Here is a 16,102-nt window from a genome sequence, read left to right as displayed (position 1 = left end):
GTAAAAGAGATGGCCACTTTATGAAGTGGACCATCTCTTTTTTGTATCCTGAGTACTTATTTGACTCTTGGTGCAGCAAGCAAAGCTTCAACAATATAATCCAGTTGCACATTTAGAGAATAGATATCACTGTAATAACCTAATCCAAAATCAATTTCCATCAAACGGCCTTCTTTCACGGCAGGGATATTGTTCCAAATTGGGTTTTGGGTCAGATCAGCCATACCATCATAAGAGGAGCGGAAGATATAGTCACCGCTGTATTTGCCAAGGACTTCAAAGGATACGGATTCGCCATCCGCACCAGTCGCCGTATCTATTTTCTGTTGAATGATTTCCGGCGCCTTCATGCCTAAATATTCATAAATGATTTGCGAACCACGTCCGAATTGTTTGCTTGCCACAACAGCCATACTGTTGTCTTTTCCACCTTCCATGATGGATATTGTGTGATCCAGAATACCAGCTTCTTGCAGCTTTTGTTTGCTGTCTTCAACTTTTTTATGGAAATCAGTAAATAATTCTTTTGCTTGATCTTCTTTGCCTACGACTTGTCCAATAAAGGACACCCGTTCTTCTGTTGACATTTTTTCATACGGAACTAACACTGTTGGTGCAATTTGGTGGAGGGCTTCATAAGTTTCCTCTGACGGCACGATGATAAGATCAGGATTTAGAGCAAGGATTGCTTCAGGGCTAGCCTCAAACCAGGTGCCAAGCTTTTGCACATCTTTTAGCTCATCTTCAAATGCAGCACCCTCGGATACATCGGATACACCTATAGGTTTAATGCCTAGAGCCAGTACATCACCGAGCAAATAAAGAACTACGACTCTTTGTGGACTAGTGGGAACGGCAATGTCTCCTTTAACTGTGGAAATTATCCGGGTTTGTGCTTCGACAGCAGCTTTATCTGTATTTGCTCCTGTACTTGTTTCTGCTGAGGGGGTTGGTGTCCCATTGCTTGACGCATTTGAATTTGTGGTTCCCGTGGAACAAGCGCTTAACACTATGGTAAAGCATAATAACAGGGTGAGCAGTAATGATGGTTTGGCATTTCTAAACATTGGTAATTCCCCTTCTCCGTTATATTGATAATGATTATCATAATCAATATAACGGAGAGGTTGTGTTCGGGCAATGTCAATTTGTGCACCTTGGGATGGCATATCACGCCAACTGGGTTGGGTGATCAATTTATTTTTGTATCGGACAGGGGAGGTTCCGTAATATTTTTTGAACATTTTTCCTAGATAATAGCCATCAGGATAACCTACTGCAATTGCGATGTCATGCAAGCTCGCCTCAGTGTTCAGGAGCAGTATTTTCGATTTTTCCATGCGGATGCTGATTAAGTACTGAGCAGGGCTAGTCTGCAGCCGTGTTCTGAATAATCTGGATAATGTTCTAGGGCTGCTGTTTACCGCTTTAGCTAATTTTTCAAGAGAGAAGGTTTCCTTATAATAAGTCTGCATATAGCGAATTGCTTGATCTAGCGGATCAGGTTGGATTAACTGTGTTTCCAGCGTATGCAGCTGCCTAAGTATCTCATAAATCCATTGATAAAACAGTGTTTTAACATGCAACCGATCCAAAAGACCTGTTTTGCCCCAATCAGTAAACATGTTCTCCATCTTATCAAATAAGGGCAGTGGACTAGTAGGCGTAAATCCATATTGAAGATTAAAGGGATTATTGTGTTCCATAATTGCTTTTAGATTGTTGCGTGAGGCGAGTGAAAGGTTTGCTTTATATAAAATTAAGTAATACTCCAGTAGTTCCTCCGTGCGTAAAAATTGAATGTTCATTCCTTTTCCACCATGAAGGATATGAAAGTTGCCGATCTCATGCGGGATCTCGTCAATCAGTATTTCGGCTTTGCCGTTTATGATCAACAAGAATGCGCTTGAGGGCAGCTGATAATGTGAATTCAGATCACTTGATCGTTGAAAAGTATGGCGTATATCAATAATTTCTATTAATGCGTGGTTCCACAATAAAATGTGGTCCTTTAAATTCATGATTAATATCAACTCCAACGTTTTCTTATTTCGATTATAGTTGATAATTATTCTCAATTACAATGAAACGCTATTACTTCTTTTTTAGTAATGCATAGGATGTCCTGACAGTCGTCATAATAACTTTAGCCATCCATGCAGAACTCACAAAAGAAAGGTAGAGCGAACCCCTATGAAGAAACATAAGTTGTGGATCTTTGCTTCTTTAACCCTTGCACTTGCTGCCGCGCCGTTTGCAGGAATGCTGCTCCAGGGTAATGGCATACTACAGACCAAGCAAAGTGCTGCTGCGTCATTTGTCCATGAACTAAATCATCCTGAAGAAGAGGCCTTGCCTGCCTTCAGCACGACTCCGATTAAACTCGGTTCTTCTGGTCAGGATGTTTATGAGTTGCAAGGACGTTTAAAACATCTGGGCTTTTATGAAGGGAAAATAGACAGTCAGTTTGGTCCGAAAACGAAAAATTCAGTAACGTGGTTTCAATGGAAGTTTGGAATGAAGTCTGATGGCATCGTAGGCGCTAAGACTAAGCTGAAATTGTATAACGCAACTAAGAACTGGAAGCCAACAGAGTCGGCTTCAGCAACCGGAAATAATACAGCAAACAACAACACCGGTAACAAAACAAATACAACCAATAATTCGGATTCAGCGTCTCTGTCTTCAGGGAATACGATGGGATTATCAGAAAATGATCTCAAAATTATGGCTAATGCCGTCTATGGTGAGTCAAGAGGTGAACCTTTCGAAGGACAAGTTGCTGTTGCTGCAGTAATCTTGAACCGGGTAAAATCTCCGAGCTTTCCAAATACGCCGTCTGGCGTTATTTTTCAGCCGGGAGCTTTTACAGCTGTAGCTGACGGGCAGATTTATTTGGAGCCAAATGAGCAGGCACGAAAAGCAGTGCAGCAAGCGCTGAATGGCTGGGATCCTTCGGGTGGATGTTTGTATTATTTCAACCCTAAAACGGCGACCTCCAAATGGATTTGGACTCGTCCACAGGTCAAGACTATCGGCCAGCATATTTTCTGTATGTAGATAAGTAAAGAAGTAAATCCAGAGAGCAACCGGGAAGAGGCATCCGGTTGCTTCCTTACTTTGGAATGGTTTAGAATGGTTATTAATTCATAAACATGTTAATGAGCAACTATCCACGCGGTAAAGGAGTTTTGGACTTGACTAATAATGTATTTCAGCATGGCAACGTTGCAGGTATGCGTATTCACGTGATGCCTACCAAGGCGTTCAAGACCTACGCCATCTCACTTTATGCCGGCGTCCCACTTAATGAGGATACGGTAACCCCTACAGCACTTGCTCCATTTGTGCTCCGCAGAGGTACCGCTTCTTATCCAGAGACTACTCAATTCCGCGAGCGTTTGGAGGAGCTGTATGGCGCTGGATTTGGTTTTGATATTTATAAAAGAGGCGATTATCAGATTGTTCAGTTTCGCATGGACACCATTAATGACTCCTTCGTGCAGAGTCAGGAGAGCTTGCTTGAACAATCCTTTGCTTTCCTAGGAGAAGTCCTGACCCGTCCGTTGGTGGAGGATGGAAGCTTCCGTTCCTCCTATGTTGCAACAGAGCGTGAAACAGTGCGCAAGAAGCTGGAATCTATCGTAAATGATAAGATTCGTTATGCTGCAGAACGCTGTATCGAAGAAATGTGCCGTAACGAGCCCTATCGTCTTCATCCACTGGGTCAAAGAGCGGATTTGGATCGGATTACTCCAAAAAGTTTGTACGAATCCTATAACTCATGGCTGGATGGAGCTATTTTGGATCTCTATGTAGTGGGAGATACGACTACTGAGGAAGTTGAAAAGCTTGTGCAGCATCACTTCGGACGCATTCAGTCGGAGGTGGGCTTATATAGCTCCAAGTTTGTCCCAGTATCCGTCAGCGAGGTACGGACGGTAGAGGAGAAGCTGGATGTCAGTCAGGGCAAGTTGAACATGGGTCTGCGCACATCAATTACGTACAAGGACGATACATATGCGTCCGCACTTATGTACAACGGAATATTAGGAGGGTATCCGCACTCCAAACTCTTCGTCAATGTACGGGAGAAGGCCAGTCTTGCATACTATGCTTCTTCACGCTATGACGGTCACAAGGGGATTGGAACGATACAATCAGGTATCGAAACGCAAAATTACAACAAAGCTGTTGAAATTATAGAGAAACAATTGGAAGAGATGAAAGCTGGCAATATCAGTGATCTGGAGTTAAGCCAGACCAAAGCCATGATCCGCAATCAGCTTTCCGAGATTCCGGATTCTGCTTTTGAGATGATCTCTTACGACTTCAACCGCCAGTTGTCAGGAAAAGAACGGACAGCGGATCAGCTGCTAGAAGAGGTGGAACAAATCGGTGCAGGGGAAGTAAAAGCTGCAGCGGAGACCTTTCAGCTGGATACGATTTATTTCTTGACAGGGAAGGAGGAATAGAGATGGAACAGATTCAATACGACAGACTTCAAGAGACCCTTTATCATGAGGTGATGGATAATGGGCTTCAGGTTTATGTATTGCCAAAACCAACATTCAAAAAAACTTACGCCACATTTGCAACTAAATATGGTTCTGTAGATAACCATTTTTATGTCGCAGGTGGAGAAGAGACCACTGTTCCTGATGGTATAGCTCACTTTTTGGAGCACAAAATGTTTGAAGAGCCAGAAGGCGATATTTTTGCCACTTTTGCCTCAAATGGAGCTTCAGCTAACGCCTTTACAAGTTTTGATCAGACGGTTTATCTTTTCTCGGCAACAGAGAACATAGAGACCAACCTTAGTACACTCGTTGATTTTGTACAACGACCTTATTTTACGGATGAAAATGTAGAAAAGGAAAAAGGGATCATTGGTCAAGAAATCAATATGTATGCAGATAATCCAGACTGGCGCGTGTACTTTGGCCTTATTGAGGCGATGTATTCGAAACATCCGGTTCGGATTGATATTGCCGGAACTATAGAGTCGATTAGTACGATTACGAAAGAAACACTGTACACTTGTTACAACTCTTTTTATCATCCCAGCAATATGCTGTTGTTCGTAGTGGGTGGTGTGGATCCGGAGAAGGTATTCTCCTTGATTCGCAGCAATCAGCAGGGGAAATCTTATGGTAAACAAGGTGAGATTAAGCGTATTTTTGAAGAGGAGCCGGAACAAGTCGCTACGAAGCGCTTAGAAAGCAAACTCGCAGTTTCGATGCCTAAGATTATGTTTGGATTTAAGGAAAAAGTTGATGGTCTTACAGGTGAAGCTGCGCTTAAGCGTGATCTCGCCACAAAGCTTATGCTTGATTTGCTGGTTGGCAGCAGCACAGCGTTGTACCAAAAACTCTATGATGAAGAACTGATCTCAGACAGCTTTGGCCATGAATTTAATAGTTCAGAACAATATGCTTTTTCAGCTATGGGTGGAGATACCAAAGACCCGGATTTGCTGCTAAAACGAATTAAAGAAGAAGTGGATCAGATCTTAAAGTCTGGCTTTGCTGATAAGGATTTCGAGCGGGCACGGAAAAAGAAAATAGGCGGATATTTGCGCATGCTGAACTCCCCTGAAAGTATCGCACATGAATTTACACGTTACCAATTCCGCGGTGGTGACCTGTTTGAAGTTCTGCCTATTTACGAATCGATTACTTTAGCTGAAGTGAATGAGCGTTTACATGCCCATGTAAATTGGGAGCAGCTCGCTGTTTCACTAGTGGTGAGTCCTTAAATGGCGCTTTTGGGAGAGAGCAACAAACCATTAGGAGAAATGACAGTTCTGGTGACAGGGGGCAGCGGGGGAATCGGTGGCGCCATTGCAGAACGGTTTGCCTCTGTAGGCATGAATATTGTTATTCACTACAAGCACTCACATGAAGCTGCTAATGATGTCGCTCGGCGTTGTATGGCCCTGGGAGCAAAGGTAATGACTGTAAATGCGGATATGAAGGATCGCAGTCAGATTGTACGAATGGCGGAGAAGCTTGAAAGTATTGGAATGCAGCCGGATATTCTTGTCAACAATGCCGGTAAATCTCATTATGGGATGCTGGCTGATGTGAGTGAAGAGGAATGGGACGATATTATGGCCATTAACTTGAAAGGTACCTTTATGTGCAGCCAGATTTTTATGCCGTACATGGTATCCCAGCGTTATGGTCGAATCATCAACGTTTCTTCCGTGTGGGGAATATCGGGAGCCTCTTGCGAGGTCGCTTATTCAGCCAGTAAAGGCGGAGTAAATGCTTTTACTAAGGCGTTAGCCAAGGAATTAGCACCTTCTGGCGTAACTGTGAACGCGGTAGCTCCAGGAGCGGTTAATACGAATATGTTGTCTAACCTACAGGAGGATGAGGTCCGGATGCTGGAGGATGAGATTCCGGCGGGACGTTTGGCTACACCGAACGAGATCTCCTCACTGATTTACTTTTTAGCACTGCCTGAATCCGGGTATATTACTGGGCAGATCATTAGCCCTAACGGTGGCTGGATTACGTAATGCTTAACTTGGAGAAAAGCTCCAGCATAAGAATCTATCGTCTGAGACATATTATAAGTGTTGTTTTTTAATCTCTCGTAAGGCGGCTTACAGCCTGTATGCAGGTGTTTGACCGTAAACATGAAGGAGGATTTAAGATGACACAAGACGATAGCGTAATCAAAAATTTTGACACCTGGAAGAAATTCCTAGGTAAACGGGTTGTACAGGCGGAGAAACTTGGGATGAGTCAAGACACAATCTCTAAGCTGGCTTTTGAAATCGGGGAATTCCTTGATGAAAAAGTGGATCCAGCAAACACTCAAAACCGTGCGATCAAAGAGCTATGGGATGTCGGCAACGATGAAGAAAAGCAAACGATTGCTAAACTCATGGTCAAGTTGGCGAAAGACAACGCCTAAGTTTGCGGAAAAGCTCCCCCTGTGGGAGCTTTTCTGCAATTATTACAGGACTGACCTTGCCTTTCATTTTTATTTTATATATCATTAACATGACCCGTGTAAAAGACCGCTTTGCCGGGGCAGCTTTTTTTGCTGTATTGGCAAAGGGTAGGGAAAAGGAATCTATGAGGTGTACAAGTGGAATATAAACAGTGGTATATGGAATACAAGATTCACAAGAACAGACCCGGTCTGCTTGGTGATATCGCTTCAATGTTAGGGATGCTGGAAGTTAACATTCTGACGATTAATGGAGTTGAAGGAAAAACTCGCGGAATGTTGCTGGAGACCAATGATGATGAGAAAATTATGCTGATGGGCGAAATGCTCAAAAAAGTTGATAATATTACAGTTTCAGCTCTGCGGTCTCCAAGGCTCGTGGACAAGCTGGCTGTACGCCATGGGCGATATATTGAACGGGATTCAGATGATCGGAAGACGTTTCGTTTCACCCGCGATGAGCTAGGTCTATTGGTTGATTTTCTCGGTGAACTGTTTAAAAAAGATGGGAATCAGGTTATAGGACTTCGTGGTATGCCCCGTGTAGGAAAGACGGAATCCATTATAGCTGGCAGTGTCTGTGCTATGAAACGCTGGACATTTGTCTCCTCCACATTATTGCGGCAGACGGTGCGCAGTCAATTGGCTGAAGATGAGATGAACCCACATAATGTATTTATAATTGATGGTATAGTTAGTACGATCCGCTCTAATGAGAAACATTATAATTTATTGCAAAATGTTATGAGCATGCCAAGCACAAAGGTTATTGAGCATCCAGATATTTTCGTACGCGAATCTGAGTATAGTTACGATGACTTTGATATTATTATTGAGCTGCGGAATAATCCAACGGAAGAAATCTTGTACGAGTCATTTACGACGAGCTACAGTGATGATTTATAGAACACAAACGATGAAGAATACACTTCCGAGCATGTTTTTTTATAAAGCTGGTTAAGGAAGTTTACATTCATAGAACTTACAGGAGGTGATGGTATGTCGGAACTGGGCCGGCAATTGAAAGAGGCACGTCTGCAAAAAGGGATGAGTCTTGACGATGTCCAGGAAGTAACAAAAATTCGCAAAAAGTATTTGGAAGCCATCGAGTCTGGAGACTACAAGGTGCTTCCAGGAAGTTTTTATGTGAGGGCGTTTATCAAAACGTATGCAGAAGCAGTAGGCATGAGTCCTGACGAACTGCTCGAGGAGCATGGGAACGTACCTGCACCACCCGCAGACACGACCATGGAGACGGTGATTCAAAAGCGCAGCCGTAGACCCGAAACCGAACGGAATGCAAAATGGCTGCCAACGGTGCTGATGTGGACATTCCCTATATTGATTATTGTGGTGATTTACATTTATGCTTCTAGTTTAAACAAAGCAGACCCTGATCAAGTTGATCAAACAAATATCACCAATAATGTGCAGGATCCTAATACAGCACAAACATCTCCACCCGCATCAGGAGGCGGTGTAGTAGCGCCTACTTCCTCGGCAGGTGCAGAAGCAACTACTGAGCCAACTACGGAGCCTACGCCAACACCGACACCAACGCCGTCTCCTCAATCGATCACGGTTACACCAGATGGGAAGTCAGGCAAAACAACGAAATTTAAGGTTACAGCTCCTGCCGGAAGCGAAGTTAAGGTTGAGATTGTTGCTACTGGAGAGAGCTGGCTTGAAGTTTATAAAGGCGAAAACTCTAAAGGTGAAAAACTCTCCTTCGGAACTACAGGAGCTGGAGATCATCTGAGCTTCGTTCTTGGTAGTGAGGGCATGTATATTAAGTCTGGATATTCCCCAGCAACTGAGATTACCGTAAATGGTCAAGTAATCACGGATGAGAAGACGTCCTCACGTCTCCTGCTTAATCTTGATGACGGTTCTGGAAGTGAAGGTACCCAAAGTGAAGGGACAGGCGAATAACAAATAGGATGTATAGACTTTGGCTTTAGGGAGAACATAAGACTGTTTTCAGTTTTAGCCAAAGTGAGGTGTACATCTTATGACAGTTAGCTGGATTGTAGCTGGCCTTGGGGTTGTTGTCAGTCTCATCGGATACTATTTGACACCAGGTGCTTGGGGATACGGAATTCTCGGATTCGGTATTGCACATATTGTGCTAGGAATTCTGGATATGTTTCGTAATCCGGTCCGAAGCAGATAGAAGCTGTAGAAACACGTCTCCAACGGCGTACTTCCGGTGGAGACGTGTTTCTACCCTTTGAACCAAACTCACTCGAAGGAAAAGCTCCACTTAGTGGGGCTGTTTTCTATGTCGGGTGAGCTACATAATGATTTATCCAAAATTAGACTTAATAGTACCATTCTCTTATAATAGTAGCAGACTAATTGTATAAAGGACGTGGAGTTTAATGAGTTCAGAATGTTCATTTGATATTGTATCCAAAATGGATATGCAGGAGTTAACGAATGCTATTCACCAAACAGAGAAAGAGATCGACAACCGCTTTGATTTTAAGAACAGCAAAAGCAGTCTGAAGCTGGAGAAAGATGCACTTATTATCGCCTCTGAAGACGAATATAAGCTCAACGCTGTTATTGATATTTTACAATCAAAGATGGTGAAAAGAGGCATTACCCTAAAGAATCTGGATTTCGGTAAAGTAGAACCGGCTTCCCTGGGATCTGTACGTCAACGTTTAGGGCTTAAGCAAGGCATTGATCAGGAGAATGCGAAAAAGATTAATATTCTGATTCGTGATTCAAAATTAAAGGTGAAGAGCCAGATCCAAGGGGATCAAATTCGTGTGACCGGTAAGAGCCGCGACGATTTGCAGCAGATTATTCAGATCTTGCGTAAAGCTGATTTGCCGCTGGATCTACAATTCATGAACATGAAATAGAATTTTGTGCCCCGCAGTGCTTATTAGCACTAACAACGCGGGGTGCTTTCTGTTTTTTTGACACCTATTTATTGCTATAATATACTTGCTTAAGTAGAAATGGATTAGCCTGATTTAGGCAATTTGTATGAACGATTTAGGGGAGGAAAACTTCAGTGAATTTGCCCAACCGCATCACGCTAGCTCGTATTTGCCTGATCCCGATTATGATGTTTTTTTTACTGGTGGATTTCAGTTTTTATCCAGAACCGATACATTGGGGCTCGTTTCAGCTATCTGTTAATCATTTGGTAGCAGCTGTAATCTTTTTGCTTGCGGCCAGCACGGATGGAATAGACGGCTACATTGCTAGGAAATATAATATGGTCACCAATCTCGGTAAACTCCTTGATCCACTTGCGGACAAACTGCTGGTATCTGCAGTTCTGATTTCACTTGTGGAGCTGGGCAGATGCGATTCATGGATTGCTATTGTAATCATCAGTCGTGAGTTTGCAGTCACCGGACTTCGCCAGATTGCATTGCTAGAGGGAAAAGTGGTTGCCGCCAGCAAATGGGGCAAGATAAAGACGGTTGTACAAATTGTTGCGATCTCACTGCTGTTGTTGAATAATTTCCCATTTCAATTTGTCAGTATTCCTGTAGACGATATTGCTATTTGGGCCGCAGCGCTGATCACTATTTATTCTGGAATTGATTATTTTGTGAAGAATAAGGATCTGCTACAGCTGCATAATGCGTAAGCATGTAAGCTGGATATACAAGGAAAGGTAATAGGTGAAGCACCTATTACCTTTTTTGAAATCCAAAAGCAGTGTACCTACATTATAACGAGGAGGCGAAAGCCAGGTATGAAAGCGGAGATTATTGCAGTAGGGACAGAGCTTTTGCTCGGTCAAATCGTGAATAGTAATGCCCAGTTTTTGTCTATAGAGCTAGCTGCCATCGGGATCGATGTATACTTTCAAACCGTTGTCGGTGATAACAGCAGCCGCCTGCAGCAAGCCATCGAGATCGCTCAGAGTCGGGCCGACGTTATTATCTTTACGGGCGGAATTGGCCCCACTGAGGATGATCTGACTAAAGATGCACTGGCTGCATCGCTAGGTAGAATGCTCCATATTGATCGTTTGGCGATGGATCATGTACAACGTTTCTTTGATGATCGTAAGATCGTTATGACCGAAAATAACCGCAAACAGGCACTTATAATTGAAGGAACTACACCGTTGCCGAATGAAATCGGTCTTGCGGTTGGGATTGCTTTTGAGCATGAGAAGAAATATTATATTGTGCTTCCAGGTCCACCTCGTGAGATGAAACCGATGTTCGTAGATAAAGCAGTACCGTGGCTACAGCAGCACGCCTTGACGAACGAAACACCGCTTTATTCAAAAATGCTCAAATTTGCCGGCATCGGAGAATCACTGCTGGAGGACAAGCTCATCGAACTGATTCGCAGTCAGACGGATCCAACGATTGCTCCGTATGCCAAAGAGGGAGAGGTAACTGTTCGTATTTCGACAAAGGCCCCTTCTGAGCATGAAGCTACAAAAAAGCTGGAGATACTGGAACAACAAATCAAGGAGATTTTGCCGGAACATTTGTATGCGAACATTGATGTGCCGCTGGAGCAATTGATTGTGGATTGGATGGCGGATGCCGGCCTGACCTTAAGTGCGGCAGAGAGCTGCACCGGAGGTTTGCTGATGGAGAGCATAACAAATATTCCAGGCAGTGCATCGATGTTTGCCGGCGGAATCGTCTGCTATTCGAATGACTTAAAGAAAAAGCTACTGAATGTGCCAAGTGCTTATTTGGAGGGACCCAATGCTCCTGGAGCCGTAAGTCGAGAAGTTGCCGAGGTGTTGGCTGACCAAGTGAGAATGATTGCAGACAGCGATTTCGGCTTATCTGTTACGGGTGTGGCTGGACCGGGTTATTCTGAGCGCAAGCCTGTTGGACTTGTATTTATCGGCTTGGCTGAACGGGGACGTAAGACAGAGGTCTATGAGCTTAATCTTAAAGGTACACGGGAAAATATCCGGTTGCGTACTGTAAAGGCTCTGCTGTATCGTCTGTGGCGGAGACTTGAGGAACGCAAGGTGGAGACACCTCTTGAGGGTTCAGACTTGTAATGGGAGATTAGCCCAGTTATAATAAACACATACGGAAGAACCGTGGCACTGAGATTTCTTTGCTGCGGTTTTTTGTATATTTGCAGAGATTTTGATCACGATGGCTACTCATGATCATAAGTCGTTGATGTCCGGTGAAGTGGGGAATTTAACTAACTTCTATCTCCGGAGGGAGGCTTACAATAAAAGGGATAAATAACGCCCAAGACAAAAAAAACGAATGTATGTTCGAAAAAAAGCTTGGCAAGACCTTAAAAACACGTTATTATATTACTATAAACAGTGAAGGAAGTGGTCTGATTGTCAGATCGTCGTGCAGCGCTTGATATGGCGCTTCGTCAAATAGAAAAACAATTTGGTAAAGGTTCGGTAATGAAACTGGGAGAATCCACGCATATGCAAGTGGAAGTTGTACCTAGCGGATCTTTGGCACTTGATATTGCGTTAGGTATAGGCGGACTTCCAAAGGGACGTATTATTGAAGTATATGGACCGGAATCTTCAGGTAAAACAACAGTTGCTCTTCATGCTATTGCAGAAGTGCAAAGACAAGGCGGACAAGCTGCATTTATCGATGCCGAGCATGCGCTTGATCCGAAATATGCACGTAACTTGGGCGTAAATATCGATGAATTGCTGCTTTCTCAGCCAGACACGGGTGAACAAGCGCTGGAAATCGCCGAAGCACTTGTTCGTAGTGGAGCCGTTGATATTATTGTCGTTGACTCCGTTGCTGCTTTGGTACCTAAGGCTGAAATTGAAGGCGATATGGGTGATTCCCACGTCGGATTGCAGGCTCGCTTGATGTCTCAAGCACTTCGTAAGCTTTCTGGTGCCATTAGCAAATCCAATACGATCGCTATCTTTATCAACCAGCTTCGTGAGAAGATCGGTGTTATGTTCGGTAACCCTGAGACAACTCCGGGTGGTCGTGCATTGAAATTCTACTCTTCTGTACGTTTAGATGTACGTCGCGTAGAGAGCATCAAGATGGGGAACGATGTGGTTGGTAACCGTACTAAGATCAAGATTGTGAAGAATAAAGTAGCTCCTCCATTTAAACAGGCTGATGTTGATATCATGTACGGTGAAGGGATTTCCAAAGAGGGAAGTCTTGTAGATATCGGTACTGAAATGGATATCGTGAATAAGAGTGGTGCATGGTATTCCTACGAAGGCGAGCGTCTCGGTCAAGGTCGTGAGAATGCTAAACAGTTTTTGAAGGAACATCAGGATATAGCCCTTATTATTGAGAATAAGATCCGTGAAGCAAGTAATTTATCCACTATTGTTGCTGCGCCGAAGAATGAAGATATTATTGCAGAGCAAGAAGAAGAAGAGAAATTGCTTCTCGAAATCGAATAGTATATTAAGCAATAGGACGCCCTGTGATTGATTGTTGCAGGGTGTCTTTTCTTAACAAGTAATGAAAGTAAGACGATAACCGATCTATTGCTATGAGGTGACAAACAACTATGGTAATACAACTGGATTTTGAAGCAGAAGAACAAGATGAGCAGGTGTTATCTGATTTTCCTGAAGGAGAACTCTTAGAGATCACTAAAGTAGAACGTCAAAAGAAATCTGACCACCGTTATATCATACATTTCGGAGCATATAACATGACTGTGCACGAGGACGTCATGATTAAATATCGAATGATTACTGGTAATTCTTTTATGAAGGCTGATTTGTTGGAAATTGTTGTAGCTGATGAGCGTCAACGAGCTTATGTAGAAGGCCTCCGTTATCTAGAACGTAAACCACGCACCGCTATGGAAATGACTCGCCGTTTACGCCAGAAGGAAATAGGAGAGACTATTATTGCGGAAGTGGTGCAGCGGCTGCAGGAGGAAAGACTTCTTGATGACCCTTTATATGCTAAGCAATGGGCAGAGCAACGAATAGCGAACCAGCGGAAAGGGAAGATGTGGATTCGACAAGAGCTACGTGAGAAAGGGATTGACAAAACCCTTATATCGGAAGCTTTGGAGAATATTACTCCTGAACAAGAGCTGGAGAGCGCACTCGAAACTGGGCGCAAGAAATGGAATCTCATCCGTGGAGAAGCTTCAGATAAGCGAAGAAAGACTGGAGCCTTCCTTATGCGCCGTGGATTTTCGGGCGATATGGTTCGCCAAGTGATCAATACTTTACTTGCGGAAGACAATTATGAAGGTGAAGATGAGGAGTTTTACTAGAATCACTGATTCTCTTGACATTAATGCGTATATCGACTCTCTTGACAATGTCTTTTTATAAATAATAAAATATAACATGAATCGGCATAAAATTAGAATCCTTTTTCCTTCCCAAAAAGGAGACTGTTTTAAACGGTTCACGTACAACTCATATGAAATGTAATCGCCGGATAAGGCGGGCAGTGTGCATGTGCAGCATGTGCAGTATGGCAATCGGTTGTTTACCGGTTTTTTGTATGGTGATGAACGGATAGTTAAACAACTGCACAATTCCCAGGGATATACCTTGGAGAGGAACCAACGAGGAGGTGAACAGATGCTGGAATCATGGATCTGGGTCATTATCGTTCTCGTTGTAGCTGCAATATTCTTTGGGTTCGGTTATTTTATTCGTAAATCCCTTGCAGAAGCTAAAATCCAAAGCGCAGAAAGAGAAGCCGTTGTCATCGTTGAGAATGCGAAGAAGGACGCTGAGGCGCTGAAGAAAGAAACAGTATTGGAAGCTAAGGACGAAGTCCATAGAATCCGTACTGAAGCTGAGAAAGAAACTCGTGAACGTCGGAATGAAATCCAACGGCAAGAGAGACGTTTGCTGCAAAAGGAAGAATCTCTGGATAAAAAAATGGAATCGCTTGAAAGAAAAGAAGAACAAGTAGCTAACAAAGAGAAACGAATTGATGAAACCCAACAGCAAATTGATGTTATTTACAAAAACCAAGTCACTGAATTGGAACGTATCTCCAATTTAAGCATCGAAGATGCAAGAAGTATCATTCTTAGCAATGTTGAGCAAGAAGTTCGCCATGAAACGGCACAAATGATCAAAGAAATTGAACAGCAGGCGAAAGAAGAAGCGGATAAGAAATCCCGTGAAATCATCACACTCGCTATCCAACGCTGTGCAGCTGATCACGTAGCGGAAACAACGGTTTCAGTTGTTACGTTGCCGAATGAAGAGATGAAAGGTCGGATTATCGGTCGTGAAGGCCGTAATATTCGTGCTTTGGAAACTCTTACAGGTATCGACCTCATTATTGATGATACGCCGGAAGCAGTTATTTTGTCAGGATTTGATCCAATCCGCCGTGAAGTGGCCCGTACGGCACTTGAGAAATTGGTGGCTGATGGACGTATTCACCCCGCTCGTATTGAAGAGATGGTGGAGAAATCCCGCAAAGAAGTGGACGAACGGATTCGGGAATATGGTGAACAAGCTACTTTCGAAGTGGGCGTTCACGGTTTACATCCAGATTTGATCAAGATTCTGGGGCGTCTGAAATTCCGTACAAGCTATGGTCAAAATGTATTGAAGCACTCCATGGAGGTTGCTTATTTAACAGGACTGATGGCCGGTGAGCTTGGGGAAGACATCGTGCTTGCAAAACGTGCAGGATTACTCCATGATATCGGCAAAGCGCTGGATCATGAAGTGGAAGGTTCGCATGTTGAGATCGGCGTTGAACTAGCGAAGAAATATAAAGAACATCCGGTTGTTATCAACAGTATCGCATCTCATCATGGAGACTGCGAAGCTACCTCGGTTATTGCTATGTTGGTTGGTGCCGCTGACGCATTGTCGGCTGCTAGACCTGGTGCTCGCCGTGAAACACTGGAAACGTATATTAAACGTCTAGAGAAACTGGAAGAAATCTCAGAGTCATTCGAAGGCGTTGAGAAATCATTTGCTATTCAAGCGGGCCGTGAGGTGCGCGTGATGGTACAGCCAGAGAAGATTGACGATGCAGAGGCATTCCGTCTTGCTCGCGATATTACGAAGATGATTGAAAGTGAACTGGATTATCCAGGACATATCAAGGTTACCGTTATTCGTGAGACACGGGCTGTTGAATACGCTAAATAGGCAATAAGTAGATAACATACGCTTCGGAAATAACGATATTTATGATCGTTTCCTGGTACATGT

15 protein-coding genes are annotated in these 16,102 nt (G+C 43.5%); 14 read left to right on the top strand and 1 reads right to left on the bottom strand.

Translation table 11 applies throughout. The features are described from left to right. Nucleotides 1-56 precede the first annotated feature (56 nt). Nucleotides 57-2,021 (bottom strand): AraC family transcriptional regulator, encoded by a 1,965-nt coding sequence (locus NST40_RS19165; protein ID WP_342409905.1) that lies wholly within the window; start codon nt 2,019-2,021, stop codon nt 57-59. Between the two features lie 172 nt (nt 2,022-2,193). Between NST40_RS19165 and sleB the strand changes: the two genes are divergently transcribed. The 14 genes from sleB (at nt 2,194) to rny (ending at nt 16,039) form a co-directional block, all read left to right on the top strand. After that, the gene (sleB, locus tag NST40_RS19160; RefSeq protein ID WP_076127869.1) at nt 2,194-3,060 is read left to right on the top strand and encodes a spore cortex-lytic enzyme; all 867 of its coding nucleotides are present in this window, start codon (nt 2,194-2,196) and stop codon (nt 3,058-3,060) included. 176 nt (nt 3,061-3,236) lie between these two features. Next, nucleotides 3,237-4,475 carry a pitrilysin family protein gene (locus NST40_RS19155; RefSeq protein ID WP_254848801.1) on the top strand — a complete coding sequence of 413 codons (1,239 nt, stop codon included), beginning with the start codon at nt 3,237-3,239 and terminating at the stop codon, nt 4,473-4,475. A gap of 2 nt (nt 4,476-4,477) precedes the next feature. Beyond that, complete coding sequence (locus NST40_RS19150) at nt 4,478-5,758, top strand: pitrilysin family protein (protein ID WP_076276221.1); 1,281 nt, start codon at nt 4,478-4,480, stop codon at nt 5,756-5,758. Continuing rightward, nucleotides 5,759-6,526, top strand: a complete 768-nt coding sequence (fabG, locus tag NST40_RS19145; protein ID WP_076218615.1) for a 3-oxoacyl-ACP reductase FabG — start codon at nt 5,759-5,761, stop codon at nt 6,524-6,526. A gap of 137 nt (nt 6,527-6,663) precedes the next feature. Then, the gene (locus NST40_RS19140; protein WP_036688409.1) at nt 6,664-6,927 is read left to right on the top strand and encodes a DUF3243 domain-containing protein; all 264 of its coding nucleotides are present in this window, start codon (nt 6,664-6,666) and stop codon (nt 6,925-6,927) included. 177 nt (nt 6,928-7,104) lie between these two features. After that, nucleotides 7,105-7,872, top strand: a complete 768-nt coding sequence (locus NST40_RS19135) for a DUF3388 domain-containing protein (protein WP_036688406.1) — start codon at nt 7,105-7,107, stop codon at nt 7,870-7,872. Between the two features lie 93 nt (nt 7,873-7,965). Next, nucleotides 7,966-8,898: a RodZ domain-containing protein gene (locus tag NST40_RS19130; RefSeq protein ID WP_076276222.1), complete on the top strand. Its 933-nt coding sequence runs from the start codon at nt 7,966-7,968 to the stop codon at nt 8,896-8,898. Between the two features lie 79 nt (nt 8,899-8,977). Beyond that, nucleotides 8,978-9,139: a hypothetical protein gene (locus NST40_RS19125; RefSeq protein WP_169744781.1), complete on the top strand. Its 162-nt coding sequence runs from the start codon at nt 8,978-8,980 to the stop codon at nt 9,137-9,139. Between the two features lie 208 nt (nt 9,140-9,347). Beyond that, complete coding sequence (locus tag NST40_RS19120; protein ID WP_076127877.1) at nt 9,348-9,839, top strand: YajQ family cyclic di-GMP-binding protein; 492 nt, start codon at nt 9,348-9,350, stop codon at nt 9,837-9,839. A gap of 155 nt (nt 9,840-9,994) precedes the next feature. Then, on the top strand, nt 9,995-10,582 hold the full coding sequence (gene pgsA, locus NST40_RS19115; protein ID WP_036688397.1) for a CDP-diacylglycerol--glycerol-3-phosphate 3-phosphatidyltransferase: 588 nt from the start codon (nt 9,995-9,997) through the stop codon (nt 10,580-10,582). 108 nt (nt 10,583-10,690) lie between these two features. Further along, nucleotides 10,691-11,977, top strand: coding sequence for a competence/damage-inducible protein A (locus NST40_RS19110; protein WP_342409904.1), 1,287 nt, complete (start codon nt 10,691-10,693; stop codon nt 11,975-11,977). A gap of 300 nt (nt 11,978-12,277) precedes the next feature. Beyond that, nucleotides 12,278-13,342, top strand: a complete 1,065-nt coding sequence (gene recA, locus NST40_RS19105) for a recombinase RecA (RefSeq protein WP_076127879.1) — start codon at nt 12,278-12,280, stop codon at nt 13,340-13,342. A gap of 110 nt (nt 13,343-13,452) precedes the next feature. Further along, nucleotides 13,453-14,178 carry a RecX family transcriptional regulator gene (locus tag NST40_RS19100; protein ID WP_076182595.1) on the top strand — a complete coding sequence of 242 codons (726 nt, stop codon included), beginning with the start codon at nt 13,453-13,455 and terminating at the stop codon, nt 14,176-14,178. Nucleotides 14,179-14,497: 319 nt separating this feature from the next. Next, nucleotides 14,498-16,039 (top strand): ribonuclease Y, encoded by a 1,542-nt coding sequence (gene rny, locus NST40_RS19095; protein WP_036689085.1) that lies wholly within the window; start codon nt 14,498-14,500, stop codon nt 16,037-16,039. Nucleotides 16,040-16,102: the final 63 nt, after the last annotated feature.

It is taken from the genome of Paenibacillus sp. FSL R10-2778, assembly GCF_038593035.1.
Classification (GTDB): Bacteria; Bacillota; Bacilli; order Paenibacillales; family Paenibacillaceae; genus Paenibacillus_AQ; species Paenibacillus_AQ odorifer.
Note: the sequence above shows the minus strand (reverse complement) of the source record. Positions and strands in the feature narration are given on the sequence as shown.